General features: G+C 68.0%; 18 protein-coding genes. 12 read left to right on the forward strand and 6 right to left on the reverse strand.

The features are described 5' to 3' along the window. The 3 genes from gap to fba all read left to right on the forward strand — a co-directional run. A partial coding sequence (gap, locus tag ACE3TL_RS12320; RefSeq protein WP_374578984.1) for a type I glyceraldehyde-3-phosphate dehydrogenase occupies positions 1–1,007 on the forward strand: 1,007 nt, incomplete at its 5' end. 93 nt (positions 1,008–1,100) lie between these two features. Next, positions 1,101–2,291, forward strand: coding sequence for a phosphoglycerate kinase (gene pgk, locus ACE3TL_RS12325; RefSeq protein WP_374578985.1), 1,191 nt, complete (start codon positions 1,101–1,103; stop codon positions 2,289–2,291). 25 nt (positions 2,292–2,316) lie between these two features. Next, positions 2,317–3,402: a class II fructose-bisphosphate aldolase gene (gene fba, locus ACE3TL_RS12330; RefSeq protein ID WP_374578986.1), complete on the forward strand. Its 1,086-nt coding sequence runs from the start codon at positions 2,317–2,319 to the stop codon at positions 3,400–3,402. Positions 3,403–3,463: 61 nt separating this feature from the next. Here fba and ACE3TL_RS12335 read toward each other — a convergent pair whose 3' ends face one another. The 3 genes from ACE3TL_RS12335 to ACE3TL_RS12345 form a co-directional block, all read right to left on the reverse strand. Continuing rightward, positions 3,464–5,122: an MFS transporter gene (locus tag ACE3TL_RS12335; RefSeq protein ID WP_374578987.1), complete on the reverse strand. Its 1,659-nt coding sequence runs from the start codon at positions 5,120–5,122 to the stop codon at positions 3,464–3,466. Between the two features lie 170 nt (positions 5,123–5,292). Then, positions 5,293–5,784, reverse strand: coding sequence for a bacterioferritin (gene bfr / locus ACE3TL_RS12340; RefSeq protein ID WP_374578988.1), 492 nt, complete (start codon positions 5,782–5,784; stop codon positions 5,293–5,295). A 121-nt stretch (positions 5,785–5,905) separates the two neighbouring features. Further along, entirely contained in the window at positions 5,906–6,091 is a 186-nt protein-coding gene (locus ACE3TL_RS12345) for a bacterioferritin-associated ferredoxin (RefSeq protein WP_374534524.1), read from the reverse strand. A 131-nt stretch (positions 6,092–6,222) separates the two neighbouring features. On the opposite strand from ACE3TL_RS12345, the gene thiE reads away from it, so the two are divergent. The 3 genes from thiE (at position 6,223) to ACE3TL_RS12360 (ending at position 8,838) form a co-directional block, all read left to right on the forward strand. Then, positions 6,223–6,870, forward strand: a complete 648-nt coding sequence (thiE, locus tag ACE3TL_RS12350) for a thiamine phosphate synthase (protein ID WP_374578989.1) — start codon at positions 6,223–6,225, stop codon at positions 6,868–6,870. A gap of 105 nt (positions 6,871–6,975) precedes the next feature. Next, positions 6,976–7,770, forward strand: coding sequence for an inositol monophosphatase family protein (locus tag ACE3TL_RS12355; protein WP_374578990.1), 795 nt, complete (start codon positions 6,976–6,978; stop codon positions 7,768–7,770). A 48-nt stretch (positions 7,771–7,818) separates the two neighbouring features. Next, entirely contained in the window at positions 7,819–8,838 is a 1,020-nt protein-coding gene (locus ACE3TL_RS12360; protein WP_374578991.1) for a glycerophosphodiester phosphodiesterase, read from the forward strand. A 52-nt stretch (positions 8,839–8,890) separates the two neighbouring features. Here ACE3TL_RS12360 and ACE3TL_RS12365 read toward each other — a convergent pair whose 3' ends face one another. Next, positions 8,891–10,741 (reverse strand): ABC transporter transmembrane domain-containing protein, encoded by a 1,851-nt coding sequence (locus tag ACE3TL_RS12365; protein ID WP_374578992.1) that lies wholly within the window; start codon positions 10,739–10,741, stop codon positions 8,891–8,893. Between the two features lie 119 nt (positions 10,742–10,860). Between ACE3TL_RS12365 and rpmE the strand changes: the two genes are divergently transcribed. Continuing rightward, a complete protein-coding gene (gene rpmE / locus ACE3TL_RS12370; protein WP_056017645.1) occupies positions 10,861–11,085 on the forward strand; it encodes a 50S ribosomal protein L31 in 225 nt (74 codons plus the stop codon). A 126-nt stretch (positions 11,086–11,211) separates the two neighbouring features. Here rpmE and ACE3TL_RS12375 read toward each other — a convergent pair whose 3' ends face one another. Both ACE3TL_RS12375 and ACE3TL_RS12380 read right to left on the reverse strand, forming a co-directional pair. Continuing rightward, positions 11,212–11,718, reverse strand: a complete 507-nt coding sequence (locus tag ACE3TL_RS12375; RefSeq protein ID WP_374578993.1) for a DUF1465 family protein — start codon at positions 11,716–11,718, stop codon at positions 11,212–11,214. 130 nt (positions 11,719–11,848) lie between these two features. Beyond that, the gene (locus ACE3TL_RS12380) at positions 11,849–12,052 is read right to left on the reverse strand and encodes a DUF1192 domain-containing protein (protein WP_374578994.1); all 204 of its coding nucleotides are present in this window, start codon (positions 12,050–12,052) and stop codon (positions 11,849–11,851) included. A gap of 75 nt (positions 12,053–12,127) precedes the next feature. Between ACE3TL_RS12380 and ACE3TL_RS12385 the strand changes: the two genes are divergently transcribed. The 5 genes from ACE3TL_RS12385 to ACE3TL_RS12405 all read left to right on the forward strand — a co-directional run. Next, positions 12,128–13,105, forward strand: coding sequence for an NAD(P)H-quinone oxidoreductase (locus ACE3TL_RS12385; protein ID WP_374578995.1), 978 nt, complete (start codon positions 12,128–12,130; stop codon positions 13,103–13,105). 339 nt (positions 13,106–13,444) lie between these two features. After that, on the forward strand, positions 13,445–14,941 hold the full coding sequence (locus ACE3TL_RS12390) for an MFS transporter (protein WP_374578996.1): 1,497 nt from the start codon (positions 13,445–13,447) through the stop codon (positions 14,939–14,941). A 24-nt stretch (positions 14,942–14,965) separates the two neighbouring features. Further along, a complete protein-coding gene (locus tag ACE3TL_RS12395; RefSeq protein ID WP_374578997.1) occupies positions 14,966–16,492 on the forward strand; it encodes an MFS transporter in 1,527 nt (508 codons plus the stop codon). A gap of 221 nt (positions 16,493–16,713) precedes the next feature. Next, on the forward strand, positions 16,714–18,207 hold the full coding sequence (locus ACE3TL_RS12400) for an MFS transporter (RefSeq protein WP_374578998.1): 1,494 nt from the start codon (positions 16,714–16,716) through the stop codon (positions 18,205–18,207). A 64-nt stretch (positions 18,208–18,271) separates the two neighbouring features. After that, the coding region (locus ACE3TL_RS12405) for an MFS transporter (RefSeq protein ID WP_374578999.1) at positions 18,272–19,214 on the forward strand (943 nt) is incomplete at its 3' end.

Raw genomic sequence — 19,214 nt, forward strand, 5'->3', positions numbered from 1 at the left:
CCGTTCGCGTCGCCATCAATGGGTTCGGCCGTATCGGCAGGCTGGTCCTGCGTTCGATCGTCGAGCACGGCCGCAAGGACATCGAAGTCGTCGCCATCAACGACCTGGGCCCGGTCGAGACCAACGCGCACCTGCTGCGCTACGACAGCGTGCACGGCCGCTTCCCCGGCGAGGTGAAGGTCGACGGCGACACCATCGACGCCGGCTTCGGCAAGATGAAGGTCACGGCGATCCGCAACCCGGCCGAGCTGCCGCACAAGGAGCTGGGCGTCGACATCGCGCTCGAGTGCACCGGCATCTTCACCGCCCGTGACAAGGCCAAGGCTCACCTGGAAGCCGGCGCCAAGCGCGTGCTGATCTCCGGCCCGTCGGGCGACGCCGACAAGACCATCGTCTATGGCGTGAACCACGAGACCCTGACCAAGGACGACCTGATCGTCTCCAACGCCTCGTGCACCACCAACTGCCTGGCGCCGGTCGCCAAGGTCCTGCACGCCCTGGCCGGCATCGAGCGCGGCTACATGACCACCATCCACTCCTATACCGGCGACCAGCCGACGCTGGACACCATGCACTCCGACCTCTACCGCGCCCGCGCCGCGGCCATGTCGATGATCCCGACCTCGACCGGCGCGGCCAAGGCGCTCGGCCTGGTGATGCCGGAACTGCAGGGCAAGCTGGACGGCTCCTCGATCCGCGTGCCGACCCCGAACGTCTCGGTCGTCGACCTGACCTGGGTGCCCGGCCGCACCCTGACCAAGGAAGAGATCAACGAGGCCCTGATCGCCGCAGCGGCCGAAGGCCCGCTGAAGGGCATCCTGGCGGTGACCAACGATCCGCTGGTCTCCATCGACTTTAACCACGCCCCGGCCTCCTCGACCGTGGCCCTGGCCCAGACCCAGGTGATCGACGGCGGCCTCGGCCGCGTGTTGTCGTGGTACGATAACGAATGGGGCTTCTCGACCCGGATGAGCGACACCGCGCTCGCCATGGCCAAGCTGATCTAAGCCGATCGACGGGCGCCTCCGAAAGCCGGACGGCGCCCGTTTTCTTTTCCAGACCCCCTGCCCCGGCCATGCGCCGGGCAAGCGAGTTTTGGCATGACCTTCCGCACACTCGACACCGCTGACCTCGCCGGCAAGCGCGCCCTGGTGCGCGTGGACATCAACGTCCCCATGGCCGACGGCCAGGTCACCGACGACACCCGCCTGCGGGCGGTCCTGCCGACGGTGGCCAAGCTGCGCGCCGGCGGCGCCAAGGTGATCCTGCTGGCCCACTTCGACCGTCCCAAGGGCAAGCGCGTCCCCGAGATGAGCCTGGCGCCCCTGGCCGCCCCGCTCGCCGACCTGATCGGCGCGCCGGTCGCCTTCGCCGGCGACTGCGTGGGCCCGGACGCCAAGGCCGCGGTCGACGCCATGCGGGACGGCGACGTCCTGCTGCTGGAGAACACCCGCTTCCACGCCGGCGAGGAGAAGAACGACCCCGACTTCGCCAAGGCCCTGGCGGCGAACGGCGACCTCTATGTGAACGACGCCTTCTCGGCCGCCCACCGCGCCCACGCCTCGACCGAGGGCTTGGCCCGTCTGCTGCCGGCCTATGCAGGCGAGCAGATGCGCCTGGAGCTGACCGCGCTCGACAAGGCGCTGGGCGATCCGGAACGCCCGGTGCTGGGCATCGTCGGCGGCTCGAAGGTCTCGACCAAGCTCGACCTGCTGCGCAACCTGGTGACCAAGCTGGACAAGCTGGCCATCGGCGGCGGCATGGCCAACACCTTCCTCTACGCCCAGGGTCACGACGTCGGCTCCTCCTACTGCGAGAAGGAGCTGGCCGAGACCGCGCGCGAGATCATCCGCCTGGCCGGCCAGCACAACTGCAAGCTCTTCCTGCCGATCGACATCGTGGTGGCCGAGAAGCTGGCCCCCGGCGCGGCGGCCCGCGTGCGCGCCCTGGGCGCCATCGACGACGAGGAGCGCATCCTCGACGCCGGCCCCGAGACCGTCGAGCGCCTGTGCCGCGCCATGGCCAATTCGAAGACCCTGATCTGGAACGGCCCGCTCGGCGTGTTCGAGATCCCGCCCTTCGACAAGGGCACCGTCACCGCCGCCCGCTATGCGGCGGACCTGGCCAAGGCCGGCAAGCTGGTGGCCGTGGCCGGCGGGGGTGATACAGTCGCCGCTCTGAACGCGGCTGGCTGCGCCGACGATTTTACGTTCGTCTCAACGGCGGGCGGCGCGTTTCTTGAATGGATGGAAGGCAAGGAGCTGCCCGGAGTGGCGGCCCTGGCGACATAAGCTTAAGAACTACGGAGGGCAGGGCATGGCCCGGGTTACTTTGAGACAACTCCTCGATCACGCGGCCGAGCACGGCTACGGGGTCCCGGCGTTCAACATCAACAATATGGAACAGGCGCTGGCGATCATGGAGGCCGCCGAGGCCACCGACTCGCCGGTGATCATGCAGGCGTCGCGCGGCGCCCGCTCCTACGCCAACGACATCGTGCTGAAGCACCTGATCGACGCGATGGCGGAGATGTATCCGCACATCCCGATCTGCATGCACCAGGACCACGGCAACAACGAAGCCACCTGCGCCACGGCGATCCAGTACGGCTTCACCTCGGTGATGATGGACGGTTCGCTGAAGGCCGACGGCAAAACGCCCGCCGACTACGACTACAACGTCCAGGTCACCCGCAACGTCGTCAACATGGCCCACTGGGTCGGCGCCAGCGTCGAAGGCGAACTCGGCGTGCTCGGCTCGCTGGAAACCGGCATGGGCGAGAAGGAGGACGGCCACGGCTTCGAGGGCAAGCTCGGCCACGACCAACTGCTGACCGACCCGGACCAGGCGGTCGAGTTCGTGAAGGCCACCGAGGTCGACGCCCTGGCCATCGCCATGGGCACCAGCCATGGCGCCTACAAGTTCACCCGCAAGCCGGACGGCGACGTCCTGGCGATGAACGTGATCGAAGAGATCCACCGCCGCCTGCCCAACACCCATCTGGTGATGCACGGTTCTTCGTCCGTGCCGCAGGACCTGCAAGACGTCATCAACCAGTACGGCGGCGAGATGCCCCAGACCTGGGGCGTGCCGGTCGAAGAGATCCAGCGCGGCATCAAGCATGGCGTGCGCAAGATCAACATCGACACCGACAACCGCATGGCGATCACCGGTGCGATCCGCAAGCTGTTCGCCGAGAAGCCGGGCGAGTTCGATCCGCGCAGCTATCTGAAGCCCGCCAAGGAAGCGATGCGCAAGGTCTGCGTCCAGCGCTTCGAAGAGTTCGGCACGGCCGGCCACGCCAGCTCGATCAAGCCGGTCGCGCTGTCGGAAATGGCCAAGCGCTACGCCTCGGGCGAACTGGCCCCGAAGATCGGCGTCAGCCGCCAGGCCGCCGAATAGGCGTTCCGCCAACCCCGAACGAGCCGCCGTCTCCCCTGCGAGGCGGCGGCTTTTTCTTTGGCTATTCGTCGATATTGGCCCCGCGCATCTCGCGCAGGAACAGGGCGCCGACGACCACGGTGAAAGCGGCGATCACGATCGGATACCAGAGGCCGTAGTAGATATTCCCGGTCGCCGCGACCATGGCGAAGGCCGTGGTCGGCAGGAAGCCGCCGAACCAGCCGTTGCCGATATGGTAGGGCAGGCTCATCGAGGTGTAGCGGATACGCGCCGGGAACATCTCCACCAGGGCCGCGGCCACCGGCCCATAGACCATGGTCACGTACAGCATCAGCAGGAACAGCAAGGCCACGACCATCGGCTTGTTCACCTGCGCCGGGTCGGCCGATTCCGGATAGCCGGCCGCGTGCAGGGCCGCCGACAGTTCCTTGGTCCAGGCGCCCTTGCGCTCGGCGAAGGCCGCCTTGTCCAGCGCCTTACCGTCAAAGCCGGCGATCTCCGCCTCGCCGATCCGCACCACCGCCGTCGAGCCGGGCGCGGCGGCCTTGTTCTCATAGGTGATCCCCGCGCCGGCCAGGGCCGACTTGGCCACGTCACAGGACGAGATGAAGGCCGTCTTGCCGACCGGATCGAACTGGAACGCGCAGTCGGCGGGGTCGGCGACCACCACCACCGGCGCGCGGGCCGCCGCATGGGCCAGGGCCGGATTGGCCGCCTCGGTCAGGGCCTTGAAGATCGGGAAATAGGTCACCGCCGCCAGCAGGCATCCGGCCAGGATGATCGGCTTGCGGCCGATCTTGTCGGACAGCCAGCCGAACACCACGAAGAACGGCGTGCCCAGGATCAGGGCGAAGGCGACCAGAGTGTTGGTGGTCGGCCCGTCGACCTTCAGCATCTTCTCCAGGAAGAACAGGGCGTAGAACTGGCCGGTGTACCAGACCACCGCCTGACCGGCGGTAAGGCCCAGCAGGGCCAGGATCACCACCTTCAGGTTCGACCACTGGCCGAAGGACTCGCTGAGCGGCTTCTTCGAGGTCTTCCCCTCGTCGACCATCTTCTGGAAGACCGGGCTCTCGTTGAGCTTCAGGCGAATCCACAACGAGACCGCCAGCAGGATCGCCGAGACCAGGAAGGGAATGCGCCAGGTCCAGGCCTTGAACACCTCTTCGCCCGTGCTCGAACGCACCGCCAGGATCACGATCAGGCTGAGAAACAGGCCAAGCGTCGCGGTGGTCTGGATCCAGCTCGTATAGAGGCCGCGCTTTCCGGGCGGGGCGTGCTCGGCCACATAGGTCGCGGCCCCGCCGTACTCGCCGCCCAGGGCCAAGCCCTGCACCAACCGCATCACGATCAGCAGGATCGGGGCGGCGACGCCGATCTGGTCATAGCCGGGCAGCAGGCCGACCGAGAAGGTCGACAGCCCCATCAGCAGCATGGTCACCAGAAAGGTGTTCTTGCGGCCCCAGAGGTCGCCCAGCCTGCCGAAGACGATGGCCCCGAACGGCCGCACCGCAAAACCCGCGGCGAAGGCCAGCAAGGCGAAGATGTATCCGGTGGTCTCGTTGACGCCTGAAAAGAAGTGCTGGGTGATGAACCCGGCCAGCGAGCCGTAGAGATAGAAGTCGTACCACTCGAAGACCGTGCCGGCCGAGGCCGCGCCGATCACCAGCCGATGGCTCTTCTTCGCAACGACGCTGTCGCCGGCGACCGCCTCACCCATTGGCATCCTCCCCGCCCTGTTGCGGGGAGCCTAGAGCATTTTCCGCCGAAGTGGACACCGGTTCGACGCAGGAAATGCTCTAAATTCAAAGCGGCTTGGAGCGGGATTTTTCATCCCCTCCAGTCCGTCATGGCCGGGCCAGGCCCGGCCCGGCCATGAGCAGAGGCGGCTCAGTGCCCCTCGCCGCCTTCCAGTTCGCCGAGCGCGCTTTGCAGATAGTTCTGCTCGCCCAACGACCTCACGAGATTGAGCTGGGTTTCGAGGAAGTCGATATGCTCCTCGGTGTCGCTGAGGATCTCGCGCAGGATCTCGCGGGTGGCGTAGTCGGCGACCGCCTCGCACTCCTTGATGCCTTCGATCTGGTCGATGCGGCCGGCGACCTCGACCGCCAGGTCCGAGGCCAGGCATTCGGGGACCGTCTCACCGATCTTCAGCTTGTGCAGATCCTGCAGGTTGGGCAGGCCTTCGAGGAACAGGATGCGCTTGATGAGCTTGTCGGCGTGCTTCATCTCGCCGATGGATTCGTCGTAGGTGATCTGGCCCAGCCGCGCGAAACCCCAGTCCTGATACATCCGCGCATGCAGGAAATACTGGTTCACCGCGGTCAGCTCATTGGTCAGCACCGCATTGAGGCGCTTGATGATCGCCTTGTCGCCTTTCATGGGGAACCTCCTCGAAAATCAAATCGAGGGGCAAACTCTTCCCGGCGACGGCTTTAGTCAAAGCCTATGTTTGCAAGTGATTCCGCGTTTCGTTCTCAGGCCTGCGGAGCCGTCGGACGCCCTATTCGGCGGCGTAGCGCAGGGCCTCGCCGTGATCGTCGATCATCTGGCGCATGTCGCAGACGCAGCGCGCGCACTGGGCCCTGGTCTCACAGGCGATGAAGACTTCGACCGGGCGCTTGGCGCCGGCTTCGATGGCGGCGCGGACTTCGCGCTCGCGGATGCCGTTACAGTTGCAGACGTACAAGGCGAACCTCATCGACGATGGCGTCCTTGTACCAAATGCGAACGCCGTTGCAACTCATTTGCAAGTCCTGAGCCGGGGATTCCAGCCTCGGCGCCTGTGGCGGTTCGTCGCCCATATCGTTAGAAGGCGGCATGACCGCCGACTGCCGCCTCTATCTCATCACCCCGCCCAGGATCGACGACCTGGCCGCCTTCGGACGCGACCTGGCCCAGGCGCTGGACGCCGGCGACGTGGCGGCCCTGCAGGTGCGCCTGAAGGACGTCCCCGACGAAGTGATCGCCGCAGCCGTCGACGTCATCACCCCCATCGCCCATGCCCGCGGGGTGGCGGTGATCCTGAACGACCGCCCCGACCTCGCCGCCAAGCTCGGCTGCGACGGCGTGCATGTGGGCCAGACCGACATGTCCTATGGCGACGCGCGCAAGCTGATGGGCCGCGAGGCGATGATCGGCGTCACCTGCCACGACAGCCGCCACCTGGCCATGGAGGCGGCCGAGTCCGGCGCCGACTATGTGGCCTTCGGCGCCTTCTTCCCCACCACGACCAAGGACGCGCCGACCCGCGCCGACCCCGAGATCCTGACCATCTGGCAGGAGACCATGGAGGTCCCCTGCGTCGCCATCGGCGGCGTCACCGCGGCCAACGCCGAGGGCCTGGCCAAGGCCGGCGCCGACTTCCTGGCCGTCTCGGCCGGCGTCTGGGCCTACCCGGAGGGACCCGCCGCAGCGGTGCGCGCCCTGGAGGCGGCCATCGCCAAGGGGCTGGCCGACCGCAGATAGCCCCAACCTTGCCTTAAGCCCTTCCGCCCACTAGGTTCCGCGCCTCGAATTTCCCGCCCTTCCGGCGCGTTGGCGCACGTCTGCGCCGAGAACTGGACCTTTCCCGTGTCGACCCAATCTGCTCTCCTCAAAGTCATGTCCGACGCCGCGCGCAAGGCGGCCCGGGGCCTCAACCGCGACTTCGGCGAGCTCTCCGAACTGCAGGTCTCGCGCAAGGCCCCCGCCGACTTCGTCTCGGCCGCCGACACCAAGGCCGAGCAGACCCTGTTCGAGGCGCTGGAAAAGGCCCGCCCCGGATACAGCTTCCTGGGCGAGGAGCGCGGCCTGATCGAGGGCACCGACAAGACCCACACCTGGATCGTCGACCCGCTGGACGGCACCACCAACTTCCTGCACGCCATCCCGCATTTCGCGATCAACATCGCCCTGCAGCGCGAGGGCGCGATCGTCGCGGCGGTCACCTACAATCCGATCACCAACGAGCTGTTCTGGGCCGAGAAGGGCAAGGGCTGCTTCGTCAACGACAAGCGCCTGCGCGTCGCCGGCCGCAAGCATCTGGACGAGGCGGTGCTGGGCACGGGCATCCCGTTCCTCGGCCACGGCCAGCACGCCCGGTTCCTGAAGGAGCTGCACCAAATCAGCCAGCGCGTCGCCGGCGTGCGCCGCTTCGGCGCGGCCTCGCTGGACCTGGCCTATGTCGCCGCCGGTCGTCTCGACGGCTTCTGGGAACGCGACCTGAAGCCCTGGGACATGGCCGCGGGCCTGCTGATGATCACCGAGGCGGGCGGCAAGGTCACCGACTGCGACGGCGAGGACCGCGTGCTGGAGACCGGCCATGTCTGCGCGGCCAATCTCGACCTCCATGCGCTGCTGCTGGAGAAGCTGAAGGCCGCCGCCTGACGCGCCGAGCTTGACGGAAGCGTCACCGAGGGCGGCTAGATCGTCCTCATGCACCTGACCCGCCGCACTTTCGCCGCCGCCGGCGCCGGCCTCATGGCCGGCCCCGCCTTCGCCCGACCAAGCCCTCGGCCCATCGTCATCGCCCATCGCGGCGCCAGCGGCGAGCGGCCCGAACATACGCTGATGGCCTATCGGCTGGCGGTGGACGAAGGCGCCGACTTCATCGAACCCGACCTGGTCGTCACCCGCGACGGCCATCTCGTCGTGCGCCACGAGAACGAGATCGGCGGAACCACCGACGTCGCCGCCCGGCCCGAATTCGCCGCCCGCAGGCAGGTCAAGGTCATCGACGGCGAGAAGCTGGAGGGCTGGTTCGCCGAGGACTTCACCCTGGCCGAGTTGAAGACCCTCCGCGCCCGCGAGCGCATGCCCGATCTGCGCCCTGCCAGCGCCGCCTTCGACGGCCGCGAGCCGATCCCCACCTTCCAGGAGGTGCTGGACCTGGCCAGGGCCGAGAGCCGCCGCGTCGGTCGCCCGGTGGGCGTCTATCCGGAGATGAAGCACCCGACCTACATGGCGTCGATCGGCCTGGCCCTGGAGCCGCGCCTGGCGGACGCGCTGAAGGCGGGCGGCCTGAACAGCCGCACGGCCCCGGTCTTCGTCCAGTGTTTCGAGCCCGGCCCTCTCAAGGCCTTTTCCCGGCTTTCCAAGGCCCGCCGCATCCAGCTTGTCGGCCAGGACCGGCCGCAGATGGTCAGCGCCGAGGGCCTGAAGGCCATCGCCGCCTATGCCGACGGCGTCGGCCCCGACTGGCCGCTGGTGGTCCCGACGCACGACGGGCGGCTCAACCCGCCCAGCGCCCTCGTCGCCGACGCCCACGCCCTGGGCTTGGCCGTGCACCCCTGGACCGTGCGGGCCGAGAACCGCTACCTGCCCGCCGCCCTGCGCAAGGGTGAAGATCAGACCGCCCACGGCGACGTGCAGGCGGTGTTCAAGGCGCTCTACGCCGCCGGCGTCGACGGCGTGTTCACCGATTTCCCGAAAATGGGCGTGGCGGCGCGGCGGTAGGAAATCTTCAAATGCTCCCCCCTCTGGGGGAGGATCTTCAAGCCTGTTGTACTTAAGCCGCCGCGTCCCCGAACTGCAGGGCGGCCAGGCGGGCATAGAGGCCGCCTCGGGCCAGGAGTTCAGCGTGGGTCCCCTGCTCGACCACGCGGCCGGCGTCCATCACCACGATGCGGTCGGCCTTCAGCACGGTGGCCAGGCGGTGGGCGATGACCAGGGTGGTGTGGCCGACCATGGCGTCCTCGAGCGCGCGCTGCACCAGCCGCTCGTTCTCGGCGTCCAAGGCGCTGGTCGCCTCGTCCAGCAGCAGGATCGGCGTCTCGCGGATCAGGGCGCGGGCGATGGCCAGGCGCTGGCGCTGGCCGCCCGACAGGCTGCGCGCCCGCTCGCCCAGCGGCGTGTCGAAGCCCTGCGGCAAGCCGTCGAGGAAGCCCTCGGCCTGGGCGGCGCGCGCCGCGGCGCGGACCTCCTCGGCCGTGGCGCCTGGACGGCCGAAGCGGATATTCTCCACCGCCGAACCGGAGAACAGCGGCGAGTCCTGCGAGACCAGCGCCATGCGCGCGCGCACCTCGCGCGGATCGGCCTCACGCAGGTCGACGCCGTCGAGGCGAACCACCCCGCTGGTCGGGTCGTAGAACCGCAGCAGCAGGCGGAACACCGTGCTCTTGCCGGACCCCGACGGCCCGACCAGGGCGACGGTCTCGCCCGGCGCCACCCGCAACGAGAAGCCGTCGAGGGCGAAGGCGTCCGGCCGGGCGGGATAGGCGAACCGCACCTCCTCGAACCCGATCTCGCCGCGAGCGGGCGTAGGCAGGGCCCTGGGCGCGGCCGGGGCGGCGATGGTCGGGGCGGCGGCGAACAGTTCGGAGACGCGCTCCATGGCGCCCGCGGCCTTCTGCACGTCGCCCCAGGTCTCGCCCAGCGCTCCCACAGAGCCCGCGGCCATCACCGCCAGGAAGGCGAACTGGAAGAGCGCGCCCCAGCTCATCTCGCCCCGCAGGCCGGCATGGACCCCCAGCCAGAAGATGAACACCACCCCGCCGAACACCAGGCCGATGACCAGGGCCGTCATGATCGCCCGCGCCGTCATCCGCCGCAGCGAGGTGCGGAACGAAGCCTCGACCGCCTCGCCGAAGGTCGCCGCCCCGGCGGCTTCGCGGCCGAAGGCCTGCACGGTCTCGAGTGCGTCGAGGGTCTCGCCGGCATGGCCGACCGCCGAGGCGAACTGGTCCTGGGTCGAAGTGGTCAGCTTGCGCACCCGCCGCCCGTAGAGGAACAGCGGCGCCAGCACGAAGGGGAACAGCGCCACGACCAGGCCGGTCAGCTTCGGGCTGACGATCACCAGCAGCACCAGGGCGCCGATCAGGGTCAGGAAGTTGCGCAGGGCGACCGAGATCGAGGTCGAGAGCAGGCTCTCGACGATCTGGATGTCGGTGGTCAGGCGCGAGAGCACCTCGCCGGTGCGGGTGCGCGCGAAGAACGGCTGGTCGAGGGTCAGGATATGGGCGTAGGCGCCCTTGCGCAGGTCGGCGGTGATCCGCTCGCCCAGCTTGGTGACGAAGAAGTAGCGCAGGGCGCTGGAGGCGGCGAGCGCCAGGGCCACGCCGCCGATCAGCCAGAATCGCGGCGCAACGCTGGCGGCGGTGGCGCCCGGCGCGGTCAGATGGTCGACCAGCAGGCGCACCGCGCCGGTCAGGCCGAGCGTGGAGGCTGCGGCGGTGACCAGGAACAAGCCCGCCCAGGCGGTGTCGCCCTTGTGCCGCGCGAGATAGGGACCTAGGGCGCGCAGAGCGCCGACATTGCGGCTGCGCCCCCGCTTGGCGGAGGCTTCGCTCAGGTCCTGGGCCAAAGCCGCGCCGGCGCTGGGCCGCCCTTCGACGGGAGCCTCGGCGGCCAATTCACTCATGGATACACGCGCCCTTGCTCTTACCGCGCCTTTTCCTGTATACGCGCGGCTTCCTTCGCGGCCGCCCTGCCGGCAGGCCGTGACCTTTCTGCCGCTCCTTTACGTCGGTTGCCCTCGCGATGAAACAAGACACCCACCCGGACTACCATTTCATCACGGTCGTGATGACCGACGGTTCGAGCTACCAAACCCGCTCGACCTACGGCAAGGAAGGGGCGACCCTGAACCTCGACATCGACCCGAAGACCCACCCGGCGTGGACCGGCGGCAACCAGACCCTGCTGGACCGCGGCGGCCGCGTGTCGCGCTTCAACGCCAAGTTCGGCGCCTTCACCCGCAAGTAGGACCGACCGGCGCGCGTCACGCGCGCGCCTCGACTGGCGAGCAGACACCAAAACGCCGCGCTCCCGCGCGGCGTTTTTTGCTGTGCGACGATGGGAAGGCGGCGGCGTCTCGCCGCCGCTTGCGCGTCAGGCCCCGAAGGCCGCCTGCAGCCGCCCGAACTGCGACAGGACCGGATTGGCTTCCGCCGGCTGGGGATCTTCGATGTACATGCGGCGGTCCAGATGGCGGACGCGCTCGTAGAGCCGCTCGGAACGATCGAGCAGCACCAGCAGGCCGACGGGCAGGTCCTCGGTCGTCGCCCCGCGGCAGACGTCCTCGGCGCCCAGGCGGTAACGCTCCTCACGGGCGCTTTCGGCAGGCATGTCGCCCTCGCGCACCGCGCGCTGGACCAGCAGCCAGGAGGCGACCTGCATGAGGCGGGTGGTCAGGCGCATGCTCTCGGCCGCATAGGCCAAGGCCGCGCTGCGCGACAGCAGCTTGGATTCCTGGCGGCCCGAACCGTCGAGATAGCCGGCGGTCTCTTCGACCAGGTCCATGCCTTCCTGGAACGTCCTGTCGAACAGTTCGGACTGGGCGAAGTCCTTGATCACGTCCGCTCGCCAGGCGCCGCTCGGCGCAAATCCATCGGTCATGAAAGCACTTAGCCTCTAAAATCCTCGCTGCGGTCCGACGCCGCGCTCGGCGTGTCGGACTGCAACCCCCGTGCCAGACGTAAACAACCGTTATCCATGCGCGGCGTTTACGCTTGGTTATCCGTGACCGTCAGGTCCCTTTGGAAAATAGCGCGTCGGCCGCCGCGCGGCCCGCACGCTTGCGCTCAATCTGGGCACGACAGCGGGCGATCTCCTCCTCGAGGGCGGCGATCCGCTCCTCCAGTTCGGCCACCGCATAGAGTTCGAGGTCCTCGCGCATCGCCTCGGCCAGGCGTTGGCCACGCAGCAGGCGGGCTTGGGCGGGTTCTTCCATGACGCTCTCCCTTTGCCGGACGCCCATCGGCGTCTATCTGGGAGTCTAGGCGGAAAACCAGCCGGAGGGCGCCCCGTGACCGAGACCATGAAGGCCATTGCTGTGGAAGGGGGCCGCGGCCCTGCGGAAAACCTGAAGGCGGTGGAGATCGCCCGCCCGGTTCCCGGCCCGGGACAGATCCTCATCAAGGTCGAGGCGGCCGGGGTGAACCGGCCCGACATCGCCCAACGCCTGGGCGCCTATCCGCCGCCGCCGGGCGCGCCCGACACCCTGGGCCTGGAGGTCGCCGGCGAGGTCGTGGTCGGCGCCGGACGTTGGAAGGCCGGCGACAAGGTCTGCGCCCTGCTGGGCGGGGGCGGCTATGCGCAGTACGCCGTCTGCGACGCGCGCCACGCCCTGCCGATCCCGCAGGGCCTCAGCGTGCTGGAGGCCGCGGCTCTGCCCGAGACGGTCTTCACCGTCTTCGCCAACGTGTTCGAGCATGGGAGCCTGAAGGCCGGCGAGACCCTGATGGTCCATGGCGCAACGTCCGGCATCGGGACAACGGCGATACAGATGGCCAAGGCCGCCGGCGCCAAGGTGATCGCCACCGGCCGCGGCGCGGGCAAGGCCGCCCAGGCCAAGGCGCTGGGCGCCGACGTCAGCGTCGACGTCACCACCGAGGACTTCGCAGAGGTCGCCAAGGCTCAGGGCGGCGTCGACGTCATTCTCGACATGGTCGGGGGCGACTATTTCGCCAAGGGGCTGGACAGCCTGAAGACCGGCGGCCGCATCGTCTTCATCGCCGCCCAGGGCGGCGGCGAGATCTCCTTCCCGGTCTTCCGCCTGATGATGAAGCGCGCGGTGGTCACCGGCTCGACCCTTCGCCCGCGCGACGCCGACGAGAAGGCGCGCCTGGCCGCCGCGGTCGAGGCGACCGTCTGGCCCTGGATCGCCGCCGGCAAGCTGAAGCCCCAGATCGACAAGGTCTTCCCGCTGGCGGAAGCCGCCGCAGCCCACGCCTATCTGGAGGGCGGCGCGCACGTCGGGAAGGTCATGCTGGAGGCGGGCTGACCGCCCTCGGCCCGATATTCTAGCATTCGGAATGCCGAATGCGCAGTCCGGCCGGCGGGTTCGAAGAATGGAACGGGAACGCTCCTTGCTGTGAGCCACCGGCCGCACAAAACCTTATCAAACAAGCGCTGCATGTGTCAGGACTGAAAGCCGAAAGCCGTTGACGGCGGCCGGAGCCTCACGCACGATCCTCTCGATTTAAACAGGCACGCGCCCATCCTTGTAGGGTGAGGTTCGGCCGACATAGTTGCGCCGCGCAGGATTGGTCGCGCGGAGGGAGGACGGATTGACCTGGCTGACGGCCTGCGCCTGCGCGCGTCCCGCATCGGAGCTGTTCCGATGAGCGCAGCCCGACCGCCCCTCTCCTTCTCCACCAAGCTGCTCTATGCGGTCGGCGCCGTCGCCAACGCCGTGAAGCTGCGCGGGCTCTCGACCTTCCTGATGCTGTTCTACAATCAGGTGGTCGGCCTGCCGCCGCAGACCGTGACCTTCATCCTGATGATCGCCCTGGTGTTCGACGCCATCGTCGATCCGATGGTCGGCCAGATCTCCGACAATTTCAAATCCAGGCTCGGCCGGCGCCACCCGTTCATGTACGCCGCGGCGATCCCCGTCTCGGTCGCCTATTTCCTGCTCTGGAATCCGCCCCAGGGATGGGAGGAAGGCCGGCTGGTCGCCTATCTGATCGCCTGCCTGCTGACGGTGCGGCTGTTCGACACCTTCTTCGAACTGCCCCACTCGACCCTCGCGCCCGAACTGGCCAAGGACTACGACGAGCGCACCCGCCTGATCTCACTGCGGATGCTGTTCGGGGTGATCGGCGGCCTGGGCATGACGATCCTGGCCTATCAGGTGTTCCTCAAGGAGAGCCCCGACGGGACCGGCGGCGTCCTGTCGCGCGACGGCTATTGGGCCTATTCGCTGACCGCGGCCCTGCTGATCTTCACCTGCATCATCGTCTCGACCGCCGGCACCCAGAACCAGATTCCCTATCTGCAGACCGCGCCGACCCGCAAGATCACCTTCCGCGCCATGCTGGCCGAGGTGGGCGCGACCCTGAACAACAAGGCGTTCGTGGTCGCCACCCTGACCGGGATGTTCATCGCCATCGCCACCGGGGCGCGCAACGCCCTGGAGATCTATTTCGGCCTCTATTTCTGGGAATTGACCCAGGCGCAGATGGCGGGCCTGGTCACGGTCAGCGTGCTGGGCGGCGCCGCCGGCGTCGTCACCGCGCCCAAGGTCGCCCGGCGGCTGGGCAAGAAGCACGGCGCGATCCTGCTCTACGCCAGCGCCCTGACCGTCGGGGTCAGCCCCATCGTCGCGCGCCTGTTCGGCCTGATGCCCGAGAACGGGACCGGCCTGCTCTACACCCTGCTGGTGGTCGAGACGGTCATCAACACCGCCCTGGCCGGCGGGACGGGCGTGCTGCTGGTCTCGATGGTCGCCGACGTGATCGAGGACGCCGAGGTCAAGACCGGCCGCCGGTCCGAAGGCCTGCTGATGAGCGCCGACAATCTCTTCAAGAAGCTGGTCTCCGGGGTCGGGGTGTTCATCTCCGGCTCGGTGCTGGCCCTGATCCACTTCCCCGAGAACGCCCAGCGCGGAAAGGTCGACCCGGAGATCATCCAGAGCATGGGCCTGATCTACCTGCCGGTGATCGGCACGCTGTTCGGTCTGGGCATCCTCAGCCTCTGCGCCTTCAACATCGACAAGACGCGGCACGAAGAGAACCTGCGCACCCTGCGCGAGCGCGCCGGCGCCCCGCCCGCCGAAGCCCCCGAACCTCTGGCCTCCGCCGCCGACGACGCCGATACGGCCACCAGCCGCGCCTAGCCCCTGCAAGGACCGCCCGACGCCATGACCGACGCCGCCCTGCCGCCGCGCCCGCCGATCACCTTCCGCACCAAGGCGCTCTATGGCGTCGGGGCGGCCGCCAACATCATCAAGCAGCGGGGGATCACGACCTTCCTGCTGCTGTTCTACAATCAGGTGGTCGGCCTGCCGCCGGCCATGGTGTCGACGGCGATCATGATCGCCCTGATCTTCGACGCCTTCATCGACCCGCTGGTCGGCCAGATCTCGGACAACACCCGCAGCCGCTGGGGCCGCCGCCACCCGTTCATGTACATCGCGGCCCTGCCGGTCTCGATCGCCTTCTACATGATCTGGAATCCGCCGGTCGGCTGGGAGAACGAGGCGCTGTTCGCCTACATGCTGGTCTGCCTGCTGACGATCCGGCTGTTCGACACCTTCTTCGAACTGCCGTCCTCGGCCCTGCTCGCGGAGCTGACCTCCGACTACAACGAGCGCACCAGCATGATCTCCATCCGCTCGTTCTGCGGGGTGGCCGGCGGCCTGATCATGCAGCTCCTGGTCTACCAGGTGTTCCTGAAGAAGCACGCCGACGGCACCGGCGGCCTGCTGGAGCGGGGCGGCTGGCAGACCTATTCCATCGTCGCGGCGATCACGATCTTCACGATCATCCTGATCTCCTCGGCCGGGACCCACCATCAGATCCCCTATCTGCGCAAGCCGCCGGTGCGGAAGGTCACCATCCCGGCCATGGTGAAGGAGGTGGCCGCCACCCTGAACAACCGCTCATTCGTCGCCCTGACGGTCTCGGGCATGTTCATGAACGTGTCGCTGGGCCTGAAGACGGCGCTGGAGCTCTATTTCAACCTCTACTTCTGGGGCCTGACCCAAGGCCAGCTCGCCCTCCTGACCGTCACCGGCGTGGTCGCCAGCGTCATCGGCGTGGTCGCCGCCCCGAAGATCGCCGCCAGGCTGGGCAAGCGGATGGCGGCCATCACCATGTTCTTCGGCGCAGTCGTCGCCCTGCTGCTGCCGATCGGCCTGCGGCTGCTGGGCCTGATGCCCGAGAATGGGACCAACCTGCTGTTCGGCATTCTGATAGTCGACTTCATGGCCAACGGCGCCATGGCGATCATGACCGGCGTCATGCTGCAGTCGATGATCGCAGACGTCGTCGAGGACGCCGAGGTCAAGACCGGCCGCAGGTCGGAGGGGCTGTTGATGAGCGCCGACAACCTCTTCAAGAAGATCGTTTCAGGCGTCGGGGTGTTCGTCTCCGGGACGCTGCTGGCCTATGTCGCCTTCCCGCAGGGCGCCAAGCCAGGGCAGGTCGACCCCGAACTGCTGCGCAACCTCGCCCTGATCTACCTGCCGACCATCGGCGGCTTCTACGCCGTGGCGATCAGTTGCCTGTTCCTCTACCGGATCGACAAGTCCGTCCACGAGGCGAACCTGCGCGCCCTGCAGGAGGGCGCCATGGAGGCCCGCACCACCGACGCCCAGACCGAGGCCGGAACGCCAGCCGCCGCCGGACCCGCCGGCGACCTGACGCCGGTCGCGCCTCGCCCCTGATCTTTAGGGCCTGATCTTCAGGGCTATCGCATCGATCAAGCCTTCTTTTCCTCCCCTGCTTTAGCGGGGGAGGAAATCTCCGACAGCGCCATGTGAGATTGCCCAGCCGATCTCCGGGCAGGCGCGATTTGCCGCTTGCCAAGGCCCCGGGTCATACCTGAAATTCGAAATCGCGACGACCGCGGGCGAAGACCGGCGGCGGGCGCGACAGGGAGGACGGCATGGGTGAAACGCCTGCAGGCGGCGATGCGCCGCTGAGTGTGCGTTCCAAGATGTATTACGGCGTCGGATCGGTGGCGTTCGGGGTTGCGACCCTCGGCCTCTCCTCCGCCGTCCTCCAGCCCTATCTCAACCGCGTCATCGGATTGCCCGCCCTGTGGGTCGGGGCGGCGATCATGGCCACCCTGATCCTCGACGCGCTGATCGACCCCACCATCGGCCAGTGGTCCGACAAGCTGCGGACCCGATGGGGGCGTCGTCATCCGCTGATGTACGCCTCGGTCCCGCTGGTCGCGGCCTCCTGCATCGCCTTCTGGAATTCGCCCGCCGACTGGTCGCCGCAGGCCATCGGCCTCTATCTGATGGGCACGCTGGTCCTGATGCGCATCTGCGTCAGCCTCTACGAGGTGCCGAGCCAAGCCCTGGCGCCTGAACTGACCAGCGACTACCACCAGCGCACCAGCCTGTTCAGCTACCGGTTCTTCTTCGGCGTGATCGGCGGCTTCGGGATGAACGTGGTGCTCTACCAAGTCTATCTGAGCCCGGAGAACGGCGGGGTGCTGAACCGCGCGGCCTATGGCCAGTACGGCGTCCTGGCCGGCCTGGTCATGGCCGCCTCGATCCTGATCTCGGCGATCGGCACCCATCGGCACATTCCGCACCTCGCCGCACCGCCGGACCACCCGGCCTCGCTGGGCCAACTGCTGCGCGAGGTCGGCGGCACGCTTTCCAACCGCTCGCTGGTCGTGGTGATGCTGTCCGGCCTCTGCTCGGGCGTGGCCGCCGGGATGAACAGCGCCCTCAGCCAGTACTTCTACCTGGAGTTCTGGGGTCTGAGCGCCGCGCAGATCTCCTATCTCGCCCTGGCCTCGGTGCTGGCGTCGGTCTCGGGCGTGGCCCTGGCGGCGCCCGCCTCCAAGGCCTTCGGCAAGAAAGCCGCCATGCTGGGCCTGTTCGCGGTGGCGACGGTGACCTCGGCCCTGCCGATCCTGCTGCGGCTGCTGGGCCTGATGCCGCCGAACAGTTCGCCCTGGGTGTTCACCATCCTCTGGGGCGACGCCTTCCTGGCCACCAGCCTGGCCATCTCCGGCTATATCGTCATCTCGTCCATGGTCGCCGACGTGGTCGAGGACGCCGCGGTCAAGACCGGCGTGCGTTCCGAGGGCCTGTTGTTCGCCGCCAACGGCCTGTTGCCCAAGTTCACCGCCGGGATCGGCGTCTTCATGGCCGGACTGCTGCTGACCGTCGTCGCCTTCCCGACCGACGCCGCCGCCGGATCGGTCGCGACAGAGACCATGCGGCAGTTGGCCCTGGTCGCCCTGCCCGTCACCTTCGGGATGAACGCGCTCTCGATTCTGGTGCTGGTCTTCTACCGGATCGACCAGGAGACCCACGAGCGCAACGTGGCGGCGCTGGCCGGGACGCCCGGCCTGGGCGACGAGGCGGGCGAGGCAGAGCCCCCTTCCCCGGGGGCGGTGATCGCCAGCGCCCGTTGAGCGCGCTCTTTCGCCCCGTCCAGAACGTGCGTACAAATCGGCGCATAAAGGCGAGGAAACAAACGTGACCGAAGGCGTACCGATCTCTCAAAAAAGCGAACGGCTGAGCATTTCGACCAAGCTGTTCTACGGCGTCGGCTCGGTCGCCTTCGGGGTGAAGGACCAGGGCTTCTCGTACCTTCTGCTGATTTTCTACAATCAGGTCGTCGGTCTGCCCTCGGCCACGGTCGGCCTGGCGATCATGATCGCCCTGATCTTCGACAGCTTCCTCGACCCGATCATGGGCCAGGTGTCGGACAACTGGCGCTCGCGCTGGGGCCGCCGCCACCCCTTCATGTACGCCGCCGCCCTGCCGGTGGCGCTGTCCTACCTGCTGCTGTGGAACCCGCCGCAGGGTTGGTCGCACGAGGCCCTGTTCGTCTATCTGATCGTGGTGGCGGTCATCATTCGCAGCTTCATCACCATGTACGAGATTCCCTCCGCGGCGCTGGCGGCGGAACTGACCACCGACTACGACGAGCGCACCAAGGTCCTATCCTACCGCTATTTCTTCGCCTGGTGGGGCGGGCTGACCATGACCCTGCTGGCGCTCAAGGTGTTCCTGACCCCGGACGCGGAGCATCCGATCGGCCAGCTCAACCCGGCCGGCTACGTCACATACGGCTATGTCGCGGCCGGCGTGATCTTCGCGGCGATCATGATCTCGGCCCTGGGCACCCACCGGCAGATCCCGCGCCTGCGCGTGCCGCCGGCCCGCAAGCTGACTCTGGGTCAGCTCGCCCGCGAGATGATCGGCACGCTTAGCCACCGGTCGTTCCTGGTGCTGATGGGGGCGGGCCTGTTCAACGCCATGGCCGGCGGCCTGGTGCTGTCGCTGAACCTCTACTTCAACACCTTCTTCTGGCAGCTTCCGGCGGGTCAGATCGCCATACTGGCCGGGGCCAACTTCATTTCGGCCACCCTGGCCTTCGGGTTCGCCGCGCCGATCTCGAAGCGTCTGGGCAAGA

It is taken from the genome of Phenylobacterium sp. (assembly GCF_041920015.1).
Taxonomy (GTDB): Bacteria; Pseudomonadota; Alphaproteobacteria; order Caulobacterales; family Caulobacteraceae; genus Phenylobacterium.

Excerpts from the sequence above, each read along its gene's own strand:
- ACE3TL_RS12360 (WP_374578991.1), top strand. The coding sequence starts at position 7,819 with ATGCACCTGACCCGCCGCACTTTCGCCGCCGCCGGCGCCGGCCTCATG.
- ACE3TL_RS12335 (WP_374578987.1), bottom strand. The coding sequence starts at position 5,122 with ATGGGTGAGGCGGTCGCCGGCGACAGCGTCGTTGCGAAGAAGAGCCAT.
- ACE3TL_RS12400 (WP_374578998.1), top strand. The coding sequence starts at position 16,714 with ATGGGTGAAACGCCTGCAGGCGGCGATGCGCCGCTGAGTGTGCGTTCC.
- pgk (WP_374578985.1), top strand. The coding sequence starts at position 1,101 with ATGACCTTCCGCACACTCGACACCGCTGACCTCGCCGGCAAGCGCGCC.
- ACE3TL_RS12380 (WP_374578994.1), bottom strand. The coding sequence starts at position 12,052 with ATGGAAGAACCCGCCCAAGCCCGCCTGCTGCGTGGCCAACGCCTGGCC.
- bfr (WP_374578988.1), bottom strand. The coding sequence starts at position 5,784 with ATGAAAGGCGACAAGGCGATCATCAAGCGCCTCAATGCGGTGCTGACC.
- ACE3TL_RS12390 (WP_374578996.1), top strand. The coding sequence starts at position 13,445 with ATGAGCGCAGCCCGACCGCCCCTCTCCTTCTCCACCAAGCTGCTCTAT.
- ACE3TL_RS12365 (WP_374578992.1), bottom strand. The coding sequence starts at position 10,741 with ATGAGTGAATTGGCCGCCGAGGCTCCCGTCGAAGGGCGGCCCAGCGCC.
- ACE3TL_RS12395 (WP_374578997.1), top strand. The coding sequence starts at position 14,966 with ATGACCGACGCCGCCCTGCCGCCGCGCCCGCCGATCACCTTCCGCACC.
- thiE (WP_374578989.1), top strand. The coding sequence starts at position 6,223 with ATGACCGCCGACTGCCGCCTCTATCTCATCACCCCGCCCAGGATCGAC.
- ACE3TL_RS12375 (WP_374578993.1), bottom strand. The coding sequence starts at position 11,718 with ATGACCGATGGATTTGCGCCGAGCGGCGCCTGGCGAGCGGACGTGATC.
- fba (WP_374578986.1), top strand. The coding sequence starts at position 2,317 with ATGGCCCGGGTTACTTTGAGACAACTCCTCGATCACGCGGCCGAGCAC.
- rpmE (WP_056017645.1), top strand. The coding sequence starts at position 10,861 with ATGAAACAAGACACCCACCCGGACTACCATTTCATCACGGTCGTGATG.